The sequence below is a fragment of the Nocardia sp. Marseille-Q1738 genome, from assembly GCF_965283145.1.
On the sequence record NZ_CBDIMS010000001.1, the window covers coordinates 1,770,796 to 1,789,320 of the forward strand.

General features: G+C 66.5%; 17 protein-coding genes and 1 pseudogene. 11 read left to right on the forward strand and 7 right to left on the reverse strand.

Annotated elements, in window-relative coordinates; translation table 11 throughout:
* Positions 1 to 30 precede the first annotated feature (30 nt).
* Entirely contained in the window at positions 31 to 663 is a 633-nt protein-coding gene (locus ACWPXK_RS07885) for an NAD(P)-dependent oxidoreductase (protein ID WP_454195304.1), read from the reverse strand.
* Between the two features lie 75 nt (positions 664 to 738).
* On the opposite strand from ACWPXK_RS07885, the gene ACWPXK_RS07890 reads away from it, so the two are divergent.
* The 4 genes from ACWPXK_RS07890 (at position 739) to ACWPXK_RS07905 (ending at position 5,265) form a co-directional block, all read left to right on the forward strand.
* Positions 739 to 1,338: a TetR/AcrR family transcriptional regulator gene (locus ACWPXK_RS07890; RefSeq protein WP_454195305.1), complete on the forward strand. Its 600-nt coding sequence runs from the start codon at positions 739 to 741 to the stop codon at positions 1,336 to 1,338.
* A gap of 131 nt (positions 1,339 to 1,469) precedes the next feature.
* A complete protein-coding gene (locus ACWPXK_RS07895; protein ID WP_454195306.1) occupies positions 1,470 to 2,393 on the forward strand; it encodes a quinone oxidoreductase family protein in 924 nt (307 codons plus the stop codon).
* Positions 2,394 to 2,521: 128 nt separating this feature from the next.
* A complete protein-coding gene (gene ychF / locus ACWPXK_RS07900; RefSeq protein WP_454195307.1) occupies positions 2,522 to 3,601 on the forward strand; it encodes a redox-regulated ATPase YchF in 1,080 nt (359 codons plus the stop codon).
* Between the two features lie 458 nt (positions 3,602 to 4,059).
* Complete coding sequence (locus tag ACWPXK_RS07905) at positions 4,060 to 5,265, forward strand: glycoside hydrolase family 76 protein (protein WP_454195308.1); 1,206 nt, start codon at positions 4,060 to 4,062, stop codon at positions 5,263 to 5,265.
* A gap of 60 nt (positions 5,266 to 5,325) precedes the next feature.
* On the opposite strand, the gene sigJ is transcribed toward ACWPXK_RS07905, so the two are convergent.
* Positions 5,326 to 6,270, reverse strand: coding sequence for an RNA polymerase sigma factor SigJ (gene sigJ / locus ACWPXK_RS07910; RefSeq protein WP_454195309.1), 945 nt, complete (start codon positions 6,268 to 6,270; stop codon positions 5,326 to 5,328).
* A 168-nt stretch (positions 6,271 to 6,438) separates the two neighbouring features.
* Between sigJ and ACWPXK_RS07915 the strand changes: the two genes are divergently transcribed.
* On the forward strand, positions 6,439 to 6,891 hold the full coding sequence (locus ACWPXK_RS07915; RefSeq protein WP_454195310.1) for a YybH family protein: 453 nt from the start codon (positions 6,439 to 6,441) through the stop codon (positions 6,889 to 6,891).
* A 441-nt stretch (positions 6,892 to 7,332) separates the two neighbouring features.
* On the opposite strand, the gene ACWPXK_RS07920 is transcribed toward ACWPXK_RS07915, so the two are convergent.
* A complete protein-coding gene (locus ACWPXK_RS07920) occupies positions 7,333 to 8,550 on the reverse strand; it encodes an erythromycin esterase family protein (protein ID WP_454195311.1) in 1,218 nt (405 codons plus the stop codon).
* Between the two features lie 114 nt (positions 8,551 to 8,664).
* Here ACWPXK_RS07920 and ACWPXK_RS07925 point away from each other — a divergent pair, with 114 nt between their 5' ends.
* Positions 8,665 to 9,360 (forward strand): MerR family transcriptional regulator, encoded by a 696-nt coding sequence (locus ACWPXK_RS07925; protein WP_454195484.1) that lies wholly within the window; start codon positions 8,665 to 8,667, stop codon positions 9,358 to 9,360.
* Here the strand turns inward: ACWPXK_RS07925 and ACWPXK_RS07930 are convergent.
* Positions 9,351 to 9,840, reverse strand: a pseudogene (locus ACWPXK_RS07930) (NUDIX hydrolase). The gene ACWPXK_RS07925 and the pseudogene ACWPXK_RS07930 overlap by 10 nt on opposite strands.
* 152 nt (positions 9,841 to 9,992) lie before the next feature.
* On the opposite strand from ACWPXK_RS07930, the gene ACWPXK_RS07935 reads away from it, so the two are divergent.
* A complete protein-coding gene (locus tag ACWPXK_RS07935) occupies positions 9,993 to 10,649 on the forward strand; it encodes an HAD family hydrolase (protein WP_454195312.1) in 657 nt (218 codons plus the stop codon).
* Here the strand turns inward: ACWPXK_RS07935 and ACWPXK_RS07940 are convergent.
* On the reverse strand, positions 10,646 to 11,494 hold the full coding sequence (locus tag ACWPXK_RS07940) for a hypothetical protein (RefSeq protein ID WP_454195313.1): 849 nt from the start codon (positions 11,492 to 11,494) through the stop codon (positions 10,646 to 10,648). The two genes, ACWPXK_RS07935 and ACWPXK_RS07940, sit on opposite strands and share 4 nt — an antisense overlap.
* A gap of 875 nt (positions 11,495 to 12,369) precedes the next feature.
* On the opposite strand from ACWPXK_RS07940, the gene ACWPXK_RS07945 reads away from it, so the two are divergent.
* The 3 genes from ACWPXK_RS07945 to ACWPXK_RS07955 all read left to right on the forward strand — a co-directional run bounded on the left by ACWPXK_RS07945 (position 12,370) and on the right by ACWPXK_RS07955 (position 15,813).
* Positions 12,370 to 12,756 carry a hypothetical protein gene (locus ACWPXK_RS07945; protein WP_454195314.1) on the forward strand — a complete coding sequence of 129 codons (387 nt, stop codon included), beginning with the start codon at positions 12,370 to 12,372 and terminating at the stop codon, positions 12,754 to 12,756.
* A gap of 196 nt (positions 12,757 to 12,952) precedes the next feature.
* The gene (locus ACWPXK_RS07950) at positions 12,953 to 13,759 is read left to right on the forward strand and encodes an NmrA family NAD(P)-binding protein (RefSeq protein WP_454195315.1); all 807 of its coding nucleotides are present in this window, start codon (positions 12,953 to 12,955) and stop codon (positions 13,757 to 13,759) included.
* A 275-nt stretch (positions 13,760 to 14,034) separates the two neighbouring features.
* Positions 14,035 to 15,813 (forward strand): hypothetical protein, encoded by a 1,779-nt coding sequence (locus ACWPXK_RS07955; RefSeq protein ID WP_454195316.1) that lies wholly within the window; start codon positions 14,035 to 14,037, stop codon positions 15,811 to 15,813.
* A 180-nt stretch (positions 15,814 to 15,993) separates the two neighbouring features.
* Here the strand turns inward: ACWPXK_RS07955 and ACWPXK_RS07960 are convergent, their stop codons facing one another.
* Positions 15,994 to 16,482, reverse strand: a complete 489-nt coding sequence (locus ACWPXK_RS07960; protein ID WP_454195317.1) for a DUF3237 domain-containing protein — start codon at positions 16,480 to 16,482, stop codon at positions 15,994 to 15,996.
* Positions 16,483 to 16,505: 23 nt separating this feature from the next.
* A complete protein-coding gene (locus ACWPXK_RS07965; RefSeq protein WP_454195318.1) occupies positions 16,506 to 16,958 on the reverse strand; it encodes an ester cyclase in 453 nt (150 codons plus the stop codon).
* Positions 16,959 to 17,114: 156 nt separating this feature from the next.
* Between ACWPXK_RS07965 and ACWPXK_RS07970 the strand changes: the two genes are divergently transcribed.
* Positions 17,115 to 18,509, forward strand: coding sequence for an ATP-binding protein (locus ACWPXK_RS07970; RefSeq protein ID WP_454195319.1), 1,395 nt, complete (start codon positions 17,115 to 17,117; stop codon positions 18,507 to 18,509).
* Positions 18,510 to 18,525: the final 16 nt, after the last annotated feature.

Genomic DNA, 18,525 nt, shown 5'->3' on the forward strand with positions numbered 1-18,525 from the left:
GCAGGTCGGCTACCGCAAGGTGAGCTCCGGTCAGTTCGCGACGTTGACGTGCTTGTGGATCGCCGCTTCGGCGGTGGCCAGGTCCAGCAGACAGGTGGCCAGGTCGTCGCGGGTGATACGGATGCCGAACAGCACGTTGCGCTCGACCGCCGTGCGGTAGGCGCCCTTCGCCGCGTTGTCGGTGAGCTGTGGCGCGCGGACGATCGTCCAGTCGAGTGCCGAATCGCGAACCGCCTGCTCGGCGACGGCCATATCGGCCAGGCTGTGCCGCAGGAGCGGATGCAGGATGAGCGGTTTCACCACGAAGCGGGTGAACCAATCATCGCCCGGCCCGGCGACTCCGGCGCTGTTGCTGACCATGACGAGTCGCTGCGCGCCCGCTAGTTCCATCGCCTTGCTGATCGACAGTGCAGCGTCCGTGCAGACCGAGGTGGGCCCCTTCTCTCGCGATCCGATGGTGCTCAACACGGCGTCGGCGCCACGCACCGCTTCGACGATGTCCGCGGGATTCATTGCGTCGGCCACCACGACGCGCAGCCGGGGATGGTCCGGCATCGAGTGTTTTCCCCGGACCACCGCCGTGACTTCGTGCCCTGCTGTCAGTGCCTGGTGAACAAGTCGCGTGCCCGTATTGCCGGTCGCTCCGAAGACGGTGATTCGCATGGATGCTCCTGGTTGGTGAGTGCTCACTAACCTAGGATGGGTGAGTACTTACTAACCTGTCAACCGGGAGCAGTGATGGGCACGCGCGACCAGATCCTCGACGCGGCGGCGGAGATCATGCGCAATCGCGGTGTGGTGCACGCCACGACCAAGGAGATCGCCAAAGCCGCCGGATACTCCGAGGCGGCGCTCTACAAGCACTTCAGCGACAAGGAGGACATCATCCTCAACGTCCTGCGCCACCGGATGCCCACTCCGGCTTCCGCGCCGCCCCAGCCCGGGACGGCCACCGTAGCGGACAATCTCACCGCTATGGCGCGCGCCGCGCTGAGCTTCTACCAGCAATCGATCCCGTTGCTCGGTGGTCTGCTCGCGCAGCCGGAACGTATGGCTGCGCACCGCAATTCGATGCAGCGTCACGGGGCTGGACCAGGTCATGCCATCGCGGGTGTCGCGGATTACCTGCGTGCCGAGCGCGAACTCGGCCGCATCGCCGCCGAAACCGATGTGATCGCCGCGGCGTCCCTGCTCGACGGCGCCTGCTTCCATCAGGCGTTTCTGCGCTACTACCAGTCCGGTCCGGACGCCGAACCGGCGTCGGATGAACTCGCTCGCGGTTTGGCGCGGACCCTGGTTCGCGGCCTCGGCCCGGCCCTTGGCGGTGCTTCGAGCTGATCCGCAGGAAGTCGTCGATGACGGGGACCCTCTCCGCAGGCGGCATCCGACGGTGAGATCGACCACTACAGTGCGTAGTTGAGTGGCGCCGGGCGCTACCGTTGCCTCTTCTAACGATTTCTGGAGGTGCGATGCGGCGGGTGCAATACGAGCGCAGCGGTGGTCCCGAGGTGCTCGAGCTCGTCTCGGTCGAGGTCCCGACGCCAGGGCCGGGTGAACTCCTGGTCCGCGTCGAGGCGGTTGGGGTGACGTTGCCGGTGGTGCGGAAGGTGCGCGAGCAGCGGGAACCGATTGCGCTGGGCGGGGAGATCGCCGGTGAGGTGGTCGCGGTAGGCGAGGGCGTTGACGGGTTCGCGCCCGGCTACCGCGTGACGGGACTGGTGTTCGGGCATGGTTACGCCGACTATGCGCTGCTCTCGGCCGCTATGGCCTCGACGATTCCCGACGGAGCTTCCTCTGTCGACGCGGTCGCGCTGGTGCGCAGCGGACTGGTGGCGCTCGGTGCGCTCGACGCCGCGTCACCGAAGGAGGGCGAGTCCGCGCTGATCACCGCCGCCGCGAGCGGTGTCGGCCACCTCGCGGTCCAGCTGGCGCGGGTGCGCGGCGCGGCGCGCGTGGTCGGCGCGGTGTCCGATCTCGCCAAGGCCGAGTTCGTGCAGAAGCTCGGCGCCGATGACGTGGTCGCGTACGGCCAACAGTCCTGGGGCGCGCCCGCCGACTACGTCCTCGATGCCGTCGGCGGCGACCTGCTCACGCCCGCGATCGCCGCCCTTGCTCCCGGTGGACGATTGGTCGCCTACAGCTCCGGCGGCGGCACCATCCAGGCATACGACCTGCTCGTCGGCGCGAAATCCGTGATCGGCTTCCAAATGGCCCGCATCGCGCAGGGGCAACCGGCCGTCTACGAGCACTGGCGCCAAGAACTGTGGCAGTACTTCGCCTCCGGCCAGCTGCGTCCCGCCGTCCACGCCGAATTCGCGCTGGAAGACGCCGCCGAGGCCCACGCCGTCATCGAAGGCCGCGCCAACCTCGGCAAAGTCGTCCTGATCCCCTGAGCCCTCGGTGAGTGGTACATGGTTGCGGTGAAATCCGAGAAGACCTCTCCACCATGTGCCACTCCCGGGAGAGTTGGCGGGCGGGCGCGGGGGAGCGGAGTCCGTGCGCCGCGTAGACTCTGTTCCTCGTGAGTCTCACCCTCGGAATCGTCGGCCTGCCCAACGTCGGAAAGTCGACGCTGTTCAACGCGTTGACCAAGAACGACGTGCTCGCGGCGAACTACCCGTTCGCGACCATCGAGCCCAACGTCGGCGTCGTTCCGCTGCCCGACCCGCGGCTGAACAAGCTCGCCGAGATCTTCGGCTCCGAACGCATCGTGCCCGCCACCGTGTCGTTCGTCGACATCGCGGGGATCGTGAAGGGCGCCTCCGAGGGCGCGGGCCTGGGCAACAAGTTCCTCGCCAACATCCGCGAGGCCGATGCCATCTGCCAGGTGGTGCGCGTCTTCGCCGACGACGACGTGGTGCACGTCGACGGCCGCGTCGACCCCTCCGCCGACATCGAGGTGATCGAGACCGAGCTCATCCTCGCCGACCTGCAAACGCTGGAGAAGGCGGTCGTCCGCCTGGAGAAGGAAGCCAAGGTCAAGAAGGACCGCAAACCGGTCGCCGACGCAGCCAAGGCCGCCCAGGAAATCCTCGACAACGGCACCACCCTGTTCGCCGCGAGCGACAAGGTGGACACCGAACTCCTCAAAGAGCTTTCCCTCCTCACCACCAAGCCCTTCCTCTACGTCTTCAACGCCGACGAGTCGGTCCTCACCGACGAAGCGAAGGTTGCCGAGCTGAAAGCCTCCGTAGCCCCGGCAGATTCGGTGTTCCTCGACGCCAAGGTGGAAGCCGAACTCCTCGAACTCGACGACGAATCCGCCCTCGAACTCCTCGAATCCATCGGCCAAACCGAACCGGGCCTGCACGCCCTGGCCCGGGCCGGCTTCCACACCCTCGGCCTCCAGACCTACCTCACCGCAGGCCCGAAAGAGGCCCGCGCCTGGACCATTCACCAGGGCGACACCGCCCCGAAGGCCGCCGGCGTCATCCACACCGACTTCGAACGCGGCTTCATCAAGGCCGAGGTCGTCGCCTACAACGATCTGATCGAGGCCGGTTCCATGGCCGCCGCCAAAGCCGCAGGCAAGGTCCGCATGGAAGGCAAGGACTACATCATGGCCGACGGCGACGTCGTCGAGTTCCGTTTCAACGTTTGACCCCTCGGGGAAGAAGTAGTTCCAGGGCGGCGGTATCCCGGCCGGCCGATCTGAGCGGTCAGGCCGGGTGTGTATCGTCCCGGTCATCGTTTGTCGCGGCACCAGTCGCAGGGCACTCCTCCGTATCCGGGATCGGCGAGACACCGCCCGCGCGTCGAGCCGCGGCCTTGTCGCTGGCCGCAGTCCACCTCAGCGACGGCCTGTTCAGGCTGAGTTGTTGTGTTGCAGGGCTTTCGGGCTTCGTTGCTTTCGTCAGTCGCTGGATCTAAGGGTCTCGACGTGGCCAACGGCGAAACGGTGTTCCTCGATCTCGGACCGGCAGGAGCCACGCTCGACGGTTGACGCCTGTATCTGGTGCAGCCGGTCTGCGCCGCGCCGCCCTGGTCGTTGCGAGATAGAATCTTGCTGCATCGTTTCCGGCTCCGGTGATGGTTGTTCAGTAAAGGGAGTCCGAGCGGATGGATCGCCGGAACAAGGGGATCAGCCGACGCAGTGTGCTGTTGGCGGCCGGAGCCTCGATCGCACTCACCGCAATGGCGCAGCCGACGCAGGCGGAGACGATCACGCGGAACGTGTCCGCCGGCCCCGAGGAGGCCGGGAAGCGGGCGGACCTGGCGGAACAGGCGATCGTGCAGCGGCACGTGCGCACGCTCTGGGGCCAGTCGCAGACGCGGCTGGGCACGCTCGTCTGGCCTGCGTCCTTGCTGGACCAGTCGTTCGTGCGATGGTGTTACTGGTGGCAAGCCCACCTCCTCGACTGTGCGGTGGACGCCGCGTACCGCGCCCGCACCCCCGAACGCATGGACCGGGTCGTCGCCCTCGCACGCGGTATTCGGACCCGCAACCTCACCGGCTGGACCAACCGGTACTACGACGATATGTCGTGGCTGGTGCTGGCGCTCGAACGCGCCGACCGGCTGCTCGGTGTCCGGTTCGGCGACGCTGTCGGCGAGCTACGGGCCGACTTGATCGATGGTTGGAACCCGGTCGTCGGTGCGGTGCCGTGGCGGTCCGGCGACGAGTACTACAACACCCCCGCGATCGGTCCGGCCGGTATCGCTATGGCGCGTTTGGGCGAGCTGTCCCGCGCCGGACAACTCGCCGATTTCCTGCACACCCGATTGCGCGACACCGACAGCGGCCTGATCCTCGACGGTGTCCATGAGCCCGGCGGACGAATAGAGCGGACCGTCCACACCTACTGCCAGGGCGTGGCCATCGGGCTGGAAACCGAGCTGGCAGTGCGCACAGGTGAATCGGGCCATCACAGGCGCGCGGCAGCCCTCGTTGCCGCAGCGGGGGACGGGCTCACGGACGCAGGGGTGATCGCCGCGGCCTCCGGGGACGACTCCGGGCTGTTCATGGGCATCCTCGCCAGATATCTCGCGGAAGCCGCACTGTCCTTGGGTGACACCACCGCCGCGAATATCGTGCACGCTTCCGCGCGGGCGGCCTGGACGCACCGCGCCGAGGTGGACGGGCTACCGCTGTTCGGTGTGGACTGGACCCGCCCGGTTACGGTGCCGGAGCATCCGGAAACCTTTCCCCAGCTCACGCACTCGTCCGCCGCTTCGTCGGCGAACCTGAGCCGCGATCTCTCGGTACAGCTGAGCGCGTGGATGCTGCTCGAAGCGGATTACCAGCTCACCGCCGCGGGACGCTGAGCCCACGGCGGCCGGGTGCAGCGGGCCGGCGCCGGGTCACACCGATCGAGGACACCGCGTTCAGTCGTTACCACCGGTCGTCCACAGGCGAAGTTTGTCGGGGTTGCGGACGGCCCAGATGCGTTTGATCCGGTCGCCTGAGATGTCGAACGCCACCACCGAGGTTGTGGTTCGGTTCATCTGGATTACCAGGCCGGGCTGGCCGTTGACCGTGCGCTCCAGCATCATCAGGCCGGGTGTTCTGCCCGTGAAGTCGACGAGGTAGCGAGCGATCCGCTCGGCGCCCTCGATCGGGTGGAGCGCGGCCCTGGCCAGACCACCGCCGTCGGCGATTCCCGTGGCGTCGGGGTCGAGGAGCCCGATGAGGGCCTTGATGTCCTTGGTCTCCCACGCCTGCTTGAAGTCCCGGACGATGCCGGCCTGCTGGGCCGTCGGAGTCGCGGGAGGCTGCGAGGCGGCGATGCGGCGGCGGGCGGAGGTGGCCAGCTGGCGGCATGCCGCCGGGCTCCGGCCGACGATCTCGGCCACTTCCGCGAATGGGTAGCGGAAGATGTCGTGCAGGATGAACGCCACGCGCTCGGCCGGGGTCATCGATTCGAGCACGACGAGAAAGGCCATGTTGATCGACTCGTCCAGGGTGATCCGGTCGGCGGGGTCGGCGGCGGTGCCGCCGGACCGTCCGTCGCGCCACTCGTTGCGGTCGGGCAGTGGTTCGGGGACCCACTCGCCCACGTAGCGTTCCCGTCTGACGCGCGCCGAGCCGAGCAGGTCGAGGCAGATGCGGCCGGCGACCTTCGTCAGCCACCCGCCAGGGGATTCGATGGCCTCCTGCTGCTTGCAGGGCATGGCGTACCAGCGGGCGTAGGTCTCCTGCACGACGTCCTCGGCATCGGCCAGCGAACCGAGGAGCCGGTACGCGAGATTGATCAGTTGACCGCGCTCGCTCATGATCGCGTTCAGGCTCGGATCGAGTCGGCCGTCCGCCGGCCCGGGTTCGGTGGTCATGATGTCGCCGGCCTTTCTTTGTCGCATCCGCACTCATCGGAACGACGAGACAGCCTCTCGGAATGTGAGGTCGTCGCGTCACCTCACATTCCAGACGGCGGCGTCGTCGGATTACCGACACCACAGCCGACCGTCGCCAGAAGAGCTGGTTGCGGTCGGAATTCTCGAATGGAGGATGCGATGACTGCCAACGATTCCGAGCTCAGGGCGTTCTTGGAAAGTCGCGCCGATGCCCAGCAGTCGAAGGACATCGATCGACTCATGGAGCACTACGCTCCCGACATCGTCTATTACGATGTCGTTCCCCCGCTCCGGTTCACGGGGACCGACGAAGTACGCCGGAACTTTGTGCGGTGGTTCGACGGCTACGACGGTCCCATCAGCCTGGAAACGCACGACTTGACCGTCGCGACGTCTGGAGATGTCGCCTTCGCGAACATGCTTCACCTGGACTCGGGCACGCGAAAGGGCGGGTTGCAGGCGTCGATATGGGTACGAGAGACCGTGTGCCTGCAACGATCGAACGGCAGGTGGCTGATCACCCACGAACACATCTCGATTCCAATCAACCCGCAGAACCTGCAAATCTGGCTCCCGTCGGAGAAGGACCAGCCTGCCTGATCATTGAACCCCGTGCGCTTCCTGCACATCGACCTGGTTGCCGCAGTAGGGGCGAAGGTGGAGGATGCTGTCGAGTTCCATGTCAACGTTCGACCCCTCTGGGAAGAAGTAGCTCGCCACGCTGAATCACAGCTGGTAGAAGCCGAAACCGAGCCCCGTCTGGAGATCCGGATGGGGCTCGATCGTTGTCTGAGTAGAGCACTGGCCGGTTCGCACATCACGGTGACCGACAGGTTGCCACGGTCGAGCTCCATTGGGACATGGGCGAGTTCGATGTAGCGATCGACCTGCTCGGAGACGTGCCGGATGCCTGAAGATCAGCGCGCGGCCGACCGCCCATGGCCGGTCTGGTCAGCGCGATATGCGGCAGGATGAGCGTGTTTCCCATGCGATGGTCTGCCGCAGGCTCACATGCTGCCGTTGACTCCCCATGGAGTGCCATTACCAGTACCGATGCTGTTTTCCGTCGGTGTCGGCGACGAAGATGACCGCGTCGGTGCCGTCCAAGTCTGCGGGGTTGAGCGGGATGTGGCCGGGCACGATCGGTTCGCCCGTGCCGATCGACGGGGGAAGCGCGGCGCGCAGGGCCTGTGCCGGGAACAGGGCGCGGCGGGTGGTCGCCTCGGCCAACACACGCTGGAGGGTGTCCGGATCGCTGTGCGGGCTGGCGTCGGTTGCCACGAACACGTAGCGCTCGCCGAGGGTGAGCCCGACGAGCGCGCCAGCGCTGCACCAGTTCACGTCGTCCTCGCCGACCGGCATGGGGGACTGCGCACGCTGCATGTGCTCGTTGTGCGCGAACACCAGGCTCGGCCCGCGTCGCTGCTCCTGGGCGACGATCGCGAGCAGGTTCTCGGCCATCATCTCGGCGCGCAGGCTGAGCAAGGTCGCGATGCGATCGGGTGCGGGGCTGGCCATGGCCGCGTGATAGCGCAGCAGGCCCTGGGCGGTGCGCGCGTGCGCGGCGGCGTGGTCGTAGCCGGTCGCGTCGGCGGGACGCAGGCGGGGTGCCGCGCGGCGCAGCGCGCTGGCGAGGTCGTCGGCGACGATACGCAGGGCGCGAGCGCGGTCGGAGTCGCCGACGGACGCCGCCGGGTCGAACATGGCCGCCTGGTTCGTCCAGTCCGCGTCCTCGCCGAGCAGCGCGTCGAGGTCGCGGACTGACTCCGGCCGCAGCGCAGCGGGCAGGTAGTCGATAACCGAGAACAGTGCGCGCCGCGGGCTCGGCGCGCCGGAGTACTCCACCGGTGCGTCGAAGCCGTAGAAGCGAACCCGGTCCGACGGTGCGCGGCCGGCGTTGTGCGCGCGGAGCCATTCGACGAGTGCACGGTTTCCCGGCACGGCGCCGAATCCGTGGCTGAACCCAGTCGCGAGCACCTCGTCGATCTCCGCCGTTCCCCCGCCGACGTAGCCGTCGACAACGGACGCGGCGAAGACATCGGTCTCCAGCACGATCGACCGGTACCCCCGATCGACGAGGTGGCTGAGGAATTCGTTGCGCAGCAACGGGAACGCCTCGATCCCATGGGTCGGCTCGCCGAGGGCGAGCAGGGCCGGCGGTTCGGTCCGTGCGGCGAGCAGTTCGTCGAGGACACGGCCCAGGCTTGCCGGGTCGTCGAGCTGGCGGCCGATTCCATGCAGTGATGCGGCAGTGGACATGAACACCCCTTTTTCGGAAGGCACTGCCCTCGACAGTATCGTTGAAGGGTCGGTTGAAACTTCTGCGACTGTTACCTGAGATCTAGAGATCAAAGCCTCAATCGGAGGTGCAAGCTGCGGCCCATCGACCTCGCCCGGGAACACGGGTTGTCCGCACAGGCGATCCGCAACTACGACGACGCGGGCATCCTCCCGCCGACCGAGCGCAGCGAGACCGGTTACCGGCGCTACACGCCCCTGCACGCGCAGGCTCTACGCGCCTTCCTCGCGTTGCGCCGTGGCCACGGGCACCAGCAGGCAATGGAGATCATGCGCGCGACCAACCGCTGCGACACCGAGTCCGCCTACCGGCTCATCGACGCCGCACACGTCGCGCTGCTCGCCGAACGCGCCACCCGCACCGAGGTCGCAACGGCCCTGGGCAGCCTGGCCACCACGACACCGACCCCTGTCCACGGACGATCGCTGACCGTGGGCGAGCTCGCGCGCCGGCTCGGCGTGCACCCGGCCACGCTGCGCACCTGGGAGACCCAGGGCATCCTGCGCCCCGAACGCGACCGGGCAACGGGTTACCGCCAATACGGACCGGACTGCGTACGCGACGCCGAAATCGCCCGGCAGCTGCGCCAAGGCGGCTACCAGCTGTCCCAGGTCGCCCAATTCATCGATTCGCTCCGCAAGGCCGGCGGCGCGGACGCGTTGGCCGCCTTCCTCCACTCCTGGCAGTACCGGCTGACCACGCGCAGCCGCAACCTTCTCACCGGCGCGGCCCAGCTCGATACCTACCTCACCATGCTCGATCAGACGTAGCAGGGGTGGCCGACGACATATGGCTCAGTCGAATTCGCGTAGCCATGGTCGATCCTGAGCCGCATCGAGGGATGGATATCCAGAGTGTTGAGTTCACTCGGAGGCACCCAACCCACCCCGTGTTGATTCGGAGCTCGTTCGCAACTGTCATCCGGTGGGCCGTCCGCGCAGGAAGATGGAAAATTGCTGTCGGACTTCGCCATCGAAGTACGCCACAACATGATTCGGGTTCGTGTATATCCCGACGATCCCGACGGTCTCGATGTTTATCCCGGTTTCTTCGAGCGTTTCGCGAACGGCGGCTTCCACGATGTACTCTCCCAAATTCTGAGCGCCGCCGGGGATTGCCCACAGGCCGTTGTCGCCGCGCCGAATCATCAACAGGCGATCCGCGTTGTCCAGCACGAACGCGGTCGTTGCGGCGACAATGCTATTGGGCTGGGGCGCGGCCGGATCGTTGTAGTACTCCGTGCGCGCCATGGCGTTCCTCGATTCTCGGCAGCCGAGCAGGTCGCGACAGTTCGTGCAGTCGATCTCGCGGCCGCCCATGCCATGCGGCTGCGCTTCGGGCGGGCGCTTGGGTGTACCCAGCATGCCGGTAATCAGTCGAGGCGACAGGGTACGGTTGGCTGGTGATCGCCGCAGTTGTCTTTGATGTCGGAGAGACGCTCGTTGATGAGACCCGAGAGTACGGAACGTGGGCGGATTGGCTCGGGGTGCCCCGGCATACGTTCGCGGCGGCGTTTGGGGCTGTGATCGCAACTGGGCTCGACTACCGCGAGACGTTTCAGATCTTTCGGCCCGGGTTCGACCTCGATAAGGAACGGCAGGCGCGGGCTGACGCCGGACAGGCAGAGTGGTTCGGCGAGGGTGACCTCTATCCGGACGTCCGGCCCGCGTTGTCGAAGCTTCGGGATATGGGTATTTGGGTTGGTGTCGTTGGCAATCAGACAGTTCGCGCCGGAACACTGCTGCGAGGTTTGAACCTGCCCACCGACTTCATCGCTACCTCCGACGACTGGGGTGTGCAGAAGCCTTCGCTCGAGTTTTTTGCCAAGATCGTCGAGGCGGCAGGGAGACCGGCGGAGGAGATTATCTACGTGGGCGACCGCATCGACAACGACGTCGCACCTGCAAAACAGGTCGGTATGCGAACAGCCTACGTAGTACGAGGTCCATGGGGGTGGATCCACCGCAACAAGAAAGAGATCGCTGACCTCTCGGACTGGCAGATCAGCGATCTCAACGAACTGGCCGGAATCGTCGCGGCTGAGAATGGTGACGGTTAGCCCATCAACGAGTTAACGGTTGTATGCCAGTCATACAACCGTTCATCAAGACTGCGGACTGAGGGCAAGGAGTCCCACTGCGTGAGCGTTTGACGCACTGCCTTGATCCGATCAAGCGCAGTTGCATACCAGTTGCGCCCGAGTAGATCGAGGGCTTCCTCGAGGTAGCGACACGCCTGCTCGGGGTCCTTCTCCAGCACGGCTGCGGCGGCCGCATCAGCGAGATAGATCGACCTCTGCTTTGCGTCCTCATCGGGCAGATCGCTGAGTACCCCTTCCAAGGTCTCGCGAGCTTCACGGCCACGGCCGGCGAGGGTGAGTGTGTTTCCTTTGAAGCCGGCGAGCCTGATCGGGGAAAACCAGTCGAACCAGTCAGGTGAGGGTTGCGAGTCGCTGTCGTGTTCGTCGTAGATCTTCTCGGCGTGGTGGATGAGGGCAAGAGCCCGGCGTGTGTCACCGAACCGCGTTTCCACCTCCGCCTCTACCGCGTCCAGCCAAGCCATTATCTCGGCGTTGGCGTTGGCGTTGCCTCTGCCCGCGAAAGCGCGTGCGGCACGTAGTCGTTCACGGGCCTCACCAGCGCGAGACGCCTCCCCCGAGAACGCTGGCGCGAAGGCCATGTGCGCAAGCGCCGCTGCGCCGAGAAGGGAATCTTCGGCTTCATGCGCAGCCTGAAGCGCGAGCACGAGGCTCGGCTGTGCGAGCTCAGGCTGTTGGAGGTCGAAGAATTCCAAACGTCCGGCTAGCAGACTTGATTCCGAAACAGCTCGCGCCAAAATCGCCTTGGCTGAGGCGGACACCTGGGGCAAGAGCTCGAGGCCGAACTGTGCATGATCGGCGACCAAACGGTGTAGCCGAGCGGCCGGGGTCGACCAGTACAGGTGCCGATGGGACGCTGTGATCGAGGCAAAGTCTTTCGCTACAGAAGCCGGAAGCTGCGATGCGGCCGTGCCGAATGCCTTGTGGCTCCGTGGGAGACGTGAGTGTGCGCTAGCAAGCGCCTGCACTGCGCGTGCATCGCTGGCCCCGTCCGTCCAAGGCGGTGAGAAGCCCAGTTCCGTAACCGGCCGCTTGAAAAGTGCCTCGAGTGCAGCTGCGTGCTCAGGATGAGGCCACGGTGGATTGGCTGATTCCCATCGGCGGACGGTCCGGCTGGCAACTTCGATGCGCAGTCCGATTTGGCGCGCAGCCTCCGTGACCGCTTCGGCGAGTGCCGTTTGAGATCGGAAGCCGAGTGCCTGCCTGGCCGCGCGAAGTGAAGCGTTCCCTGACGATGCCATGCGGCCAGACTAGTCCACGTATAGGACGCTCCTGCAAGGCCTTTGGATGAAGATGTCCTATTGATGTCCTGCTACATGGCCTTTTGAAGGACATCTTGCTTTGGGAGTCTCATGAGTGTTCCACCAGGCCCGGTTCAGCGGGTGGTGATGCTCACCCCGCCGCGGCCTAGCAAAGCCAACGGAGGGGCACGGATGATGAAACAGAGAAGCGGCTTGTCGGGAGAAGTCCGGCCGCGGATCACGGTCAGCATGTGTGGCGCGGCCTATGCGCGTGGCTTGGCGGGTCCGATCGAGCAGGTCATGTGTCTTCTGTGTCAGCGGATGGTGCCGGTGATCGACGGTCGGATCGGCCTGCACCGGACTGATGGGCCGGAAACGTGTGCATGGAGTGGTGCCGAGGTCATCGATGACCGAACCGGGGACCTGGCTGGAGGTGTGCGATGACGCCGTCCGGTCGCCCTCGGGCGATCGGGTTCTTGCGGACGGATATCGCGGCACCGCATGAGAAATGGTTGGAGACGCAGATGCGGAGTCTGGCCAAGCGGCTCGGTTACGACCTGTGCAAAACGATTGCGCTGTCGGCGAAGACGGCCGATCCGGTTGGCTTGCTGCTCGATCAGATCGAGCGGACGCATGCGGAGGCGGTTATCGTGCCGGGGCGCGTGCATCTCGACGGTCATATCGGGCAGGTGATGCGGCGAGCCGATGTCATCTTCGATGTGGATGACGTCGAGGCTCGATGGCCTCTTATGGCTGCGATCGATAGGTGGTGTCCGGCCCGAGATGGCTTTCCAACCGATCAGCGCCCGTCGGAGGGTGCACTGTGACGTCGATGACGACCTACGAACACCGAAGTCCAATGCGGAACACCCTTTGCTGGGACGGCGGCACACCGACCGACGAGGTTGCGCGATCGGGTGGCCTCGAATGTTCGCGCGCTGGCGCGCCCGAGAACCCGTCGTCAAGCATCCTTGACCTCAATGCTTGTTGAGGTTATAGCGTCGCTCCGGAAAGGAGTTCACTGTGACGATATTGGTAACGGGCGCAACGGGAAACACCGGACGGCACGTGGCGGCCGAGCTACTGCGGAGGGGGCGATCGGTGCGTGCGCTGACCCGCGATCCTCAGCGTGCCGCGACGCTACTGCCCGCGGGCGTGGAGTTGGTGGCGGGCACCCACACCGAGCCGGGCACACTTGATGCCGCGCTGAACGGTGTGACCGGGCTGCACATCACCGTGACCGCTGGAGTGGCCGAGACCGGACCCGAGCTGGTCCGCCGGGCGGTGTCGGCCGGAGTCGAGCGCATCACCATCCTGTGGGGCGGGTACGTCGGTCCCGCGGAAACCGCGGTGGCGGAATCGGGTGTGGCCTGGACCAGGCTCGAGCCGCAGGAGTTCATGTCCAACGCACTCACCTGGGTCGACTCGATCCGCGCCGAGGCCGTGGTGCGTGAGCCTTTCGACCTTCCCAGCGCGGTCGTGCACCCGGCCGATCTCGGCGCGGTGGCGGCGACCGCGCTGATCGAGGACGGGCATGCAGGCAGGGCCTACAACCTCACTGGACCTCAGGCGCTGACCACGAGCGAGCGCGTCGCGATGGTCGCCGACGCGCTCGGCCGGGACCTCGCCTTCGAACAGATCAGCTATGAGCAGGCCATCGAGCGGTTACAGCAGACGGGAGTGTCGCGGGCCGACGCCGAGTACGTCGTCGGCTGGCACGCCGATCCACCGGAGTCGGCGCGGACTCCGGATGGCACCCTCGAGCGGATACTCGGTCGTCCCGCCCACACCTTCGCCGAATGGGTGACCGAACACAAGGATCATTTCTGAGGGCCGAGCGATCTGCTTCGTGGCTAGCTGGGCTCGGCAGACCAGCGTTTCGATGCTGGTCGGCCGAGCGCGCCTATTTCGAAGCTGTCGTGTGAGTCCGACGGCGGACAAGCAGCGACCCGACTGCTCGTCGGGTCGAACGGTTTTCGATGACGGGTTATCTTTTCGGTCTCGGCCGAGGCGGTCGTCGCGTTCGACACCAGAGACGTGGACGGCCGGAGCTGCTCCGGCGCGCTGCGTCTGGAACACTCGATCGTCGGAAAGGTTCTTTGCTGATGCTCCGTCGTTTCACGACCCAAGCGCCCACCGCGGCGCAGCCTGTGGATGATCTGGTGGCCGGTGCTCTGCCGGACCGGGTGCAGATCGCACATGAGCGGTTGGCGCACCAGGACGATCCGGCACTGCTGGAAGCATTGTCGGAGCGCGAGCTCGCCGCGTCTCGCGAGTTGGCCGAGCTCGTGCGTGACTATGAACGCCACGAGCAGCGGGCGCGTATCCAGGCGGCCGCCGATGCCGCGGAGCGGGTGCGGCGCACGGCGGCCGAATTGGCCGAACGTGAGGCCGCCGACCTGCTGCGGGCCGCGCAGGCGATCGGGGAGCAGCGGCACAGCAGCAGCCCGCACGCGAAAGTCGCTCGTCTGCACCAGCGCAAACCGCGTGTGCTGGGACTGCTCGCCGGTGTGGTCGGGTTCTCGATGCTGTTCTCCGCCGTCACGGTGCAGCAGAACATCGCACCCACCGGCGGCGCGGCCAATCCGATGTTCTGGCTGTCGTACGGCCTGGAAGCCCTGATCAGCGCGGTACTCATCGCGCTGATGCTGTCCACCGCCGATACCGCCGAGTGGGGTGTGATCGACAGGCTGTGGCAGGTCTACACCGTCGAGGGATTCCTGCTGACAGCGAGCATCGCGTTGAACACGTTCCCCTACTTCAGGGCAGGCGACATGGCCGGCATCGGGATCCATATGATCGCGCCGATCATGATCGGCGTCGCGCTCGTCACACACCGACTTGTCGCCGAGCGATACGGGCGGGCGATCGAGCAAGCGACCACGGCCGTACCCGACCATGAAGATCTCCAGGAGCGGCTGGCGGCGCTCACCCAGGTCGGCGGAGCCGCGAACCAGATCCTGCCGAGCATCCTCACCCAGCAGCCCACGACCGCTCGCCGCGCCGGCGAGCGGTCTGCTGGTGCCGCCGAGGAGCCCGCCGACGCTACGGAGACCCCGGCTCTCCCAGGGCAACCTGGCATCGACGCTGCTCAGCACGAACGGAGCACCGCGGAGCAGTCCACCGCCGAAGCCGAAATCCCTGCTAGTGGTGCCGATCCCGCTGCCATGGTGCCCGCGCCACCCTTCACTGAGCTGTGGCTCGCTACAACACCGCTTCCCTCGGCCGAACGGCCTCCCGTGGTGCCCGCGAGCGGGCCGGAAGCATCTGCCGATGCCAGTGCGGACGAAGCTGAGCTGGACGCACGGTTGGCGGCGGCGGTGCGAAAGACACTGCACCGGATCCGGATCAGCGAGCATCCAGCGGAGCCCGTGCCTGCCGATCGCCTGGCGGAGCGTGTGTCTGCCGAGCATCCAGCTCAGCGCCTGCCTGTGGAGTATCTGGCGGAGCGTGTGTCTGCCGAGCATCCAGCTCAGCGCCTGCCTGTGGAGTATCTGGCGGAGCGTGTGTCTGCCGAGCATCCAGCTCAGCGCCTGCCTGCCGAGCACCGCGCGGAGCCCGTGCCCGCCGGGCACCCGGCGCAGCGTCTCCTCGCTGTTCCGCATCAGCGGACCTCCCCTGATTCCGCTGAGACGGAGGAGGAACATGTCGCTGGTGCGGAGACGGCCGAGACGCACCCCGAATCGATCGCGCTCGACGAGTGGGAGCCGATGTCCACGCGTGTCGCCGAGAACCGGACACCGCACGCGGTAGCCAACGATCGTCAGGCCCGCCTGGATCAGAACACGCTGATCGCAGCCGGACCGACCGCGCACGAAACCGGAGACGCCCGCGCCGCGACCGCACCTCGGGTGGCCGACGAGCCCGAGCTCACTACTAGGTAACCCGATGTCCCTTCTGGACAGCACTGCAATGTCTTCCGTCCGATCCCACGATCGACCGTTACGACCTGTTGCACGTGGTCGAGGGGGACATGCTCGTCGACCTCTGGCCGGTCCAGGCACGCGGTCGATCGCAATGACCGCGCGACCCTCGGCCGCAATGGCCTTGTCGCCGGTGTTGTTTCACAACACCTGTTCGACGTGGTAGGCGACGCCGCCGTCCACCACGTACCCCGATCCGATGCAGACGATGTCGTTGAGCCAGGAGTACCGGCTCGAGCCGGTTTCGAACAGCGGTGCCGTCCGGAAGTAGTAGCGCGACGGGTCGACTTGGGATTTCTTGACCGGATCCGCGAGCTCGGCCCGCGCCTCGGGCGGTGTGACCCACCGGCCGCCGTAGCTCATGTGCACCAGCTCGTCGTCGTGGGTGCGCAGGGTCAGCCGCACGTCCAGCGCCATCGTGCCGTCCGGCCGGAACAGGGCCCAGTCGCCGCCACCGGCCACCACGTCACCGCGAAGTCTCGGCCCTTCGAAAGACCCACCGGCCGCACCGAACAGAATTCTGCGACCGAGTGGACCGTCGCCGAAATTCAATCGCGGATTCAGATCCACGACGACGTCGAACAACGGGGTCGTCGCAATCGTGCCGACGGTTTTGACGCGCGCGTCCACGGTCAATCTCCTATCTTGACTTCCTAGCGGAGGTTCTCGCCGAACAGCTTGTGCCGCACCGCATCTGTGGAGACGCCGGATTGGGCGCACAGGACGGACAGGTCGAAGCAGAACCGTTCACTGGCGATCAGATCGTCGGCGAAGGTGAACTGGATGAACACCGGCACCTGCGCACGTTCGCCGCTGGGTTCGACGCCGAACCGATTGCCGGTCATGGTCATCCACGCGGTGCCCCAGCAGACCAATGTCTCGCCGTCGTCCGCGTGACCGTCCAGCTCGACGTGATAATCCGGGAACGAGACGAAGAATCTCGACAGTGCCCTTTCGTTCTCCGCCCGCCCTCGGGCCATCGTCCCGAATGCCGGTGTCTCCAGCACCATCTCGGGATGCAGGAGCGTCATGGCCGCGGGCAGGTCTTGCTTGCTCTTGGCAATGGCCAAGGCTTGCGCCAGTTCGAACATGCGCCGACTTTCCATGGTGAGCATCCCTTCGATCGACCCGCTACTCTAAGAATACGGCCGACCGTATGTATGTACAAGGCGTGGCGGTGTCCGTAGGGTTGCGGAGACGTCGAGACGCAGGTCATCAGCTTTACGTCGACCTGATCGCCGAATGCACGTAGCGTCGAATTCGTGAAAGTTCCCGCACACCTGCCCACGACCGCGGGCGAGCTGCGCTCGGCCGGATATCTGCCGCGTGGGGTGAAGACCGAGATCCGCGAGAATCTGCTGACGCTCTTGGGTTCCGGCGGCGAGCCGTGGCCCGGCATCGTCGGCTTCGACCGGACCGTTGTGCCGCAGCTGGAGCGCGCTTTGCTCGCGGGGCACGATGTCGTGCTGCTGGGCGAGCGCGGTCAGGGCAAGACCCGGCTGCTGCGCACGCTGGTCGGCCTGCTGGACGAGTGGACGCCGGTGATCGCGGGGGCCGAACTGGGCGAGCACCCGCTCGAGCCGATCAGCCCGCAAGGGCGTCGGCTGGCGGCCGAGTTGGGCGACGACCTGCCCGTCGCGTGGCGGCACCGCTCGGAGCGGTACGCGGAGAAGCTCGCGACACCGGACACGTCCGTCGGTGACCTGATCGGTGACGTCGACCCGGTCAAGGTGGCCGAGGGGCGCAGTCTCGGCGATCCGGAGACCATTCATTTCGGGCTCGTGCCGCGCGCCCATCGCGGCATCGTCGCGATCAACGAGCTGCCCGACCTCGCCGAACGCATCCAGGTCGCGCTGCTGAACGTGATGGAGGAACGCGACATCCAGGTGCGCGGCTACACCCTGCGCCTGCCGCTGGACGTGCTGCTCGTCGCGACCGCCAACCCGGAGGACTACACCAACCGCGGCCGGATCATCACGCCACTGAAGGACCGGTTCGGCGCGGAGATCCGCACCCACTATCCGCTCACCGTCGAAGCCGAAGTGGCCCTCGTGCGCCAAGAGGCCGAACTGGTGGCCGAGGTGGGCGATCCGCTGATCGAGGTGCTGGCCAGGTTCGTGCGGCAACTACGCGAATCGTCCGCGATCGACCAGCGGTCGGGGGTGTCCGCGCGATTCGCGGTCGCCGCCGCCGAAACGGTGGCCGCCGCGGCGCTGCGCAGGTCCGCGGTGACCGGCGAGCGTCCCGCCGTCGCCCGTCCCGTCGACCTGGAATCCGTGCCCGCGGTGTTGCGCGGCAAGCTGGAGTTCGAGTCCGGCGAAGAGGGACGCGAGCAGGAACATCTCACGCACCTGCTGCGGCGCTCGTTCGCCGAGACCGCGCGGGCGCTGCTCGGCGGACTGAACCTGCGGCCGTTGGCCGAGGCGGTCGGCGACGGTCACCTGGTCACCACCGGGGAACGCGTGCCGGGCGAGGAAGTCCTCTCCGCGTTGCCCGAGCTGCCCGTCCTGCACGAGGTCGCCGGTCGGCTCGGTGTCGACGCCACCGATCCGCCGCCGCGGATCGCCTCGGCCGTCGAGTTCGCGTTGGAAGCCCTCTATCTGGCGCGCCAGATCGCCAAGGACTCCGACGACGGCATGGCGGTGTACGGGCGATGACCGCTCCCAGCGAGGC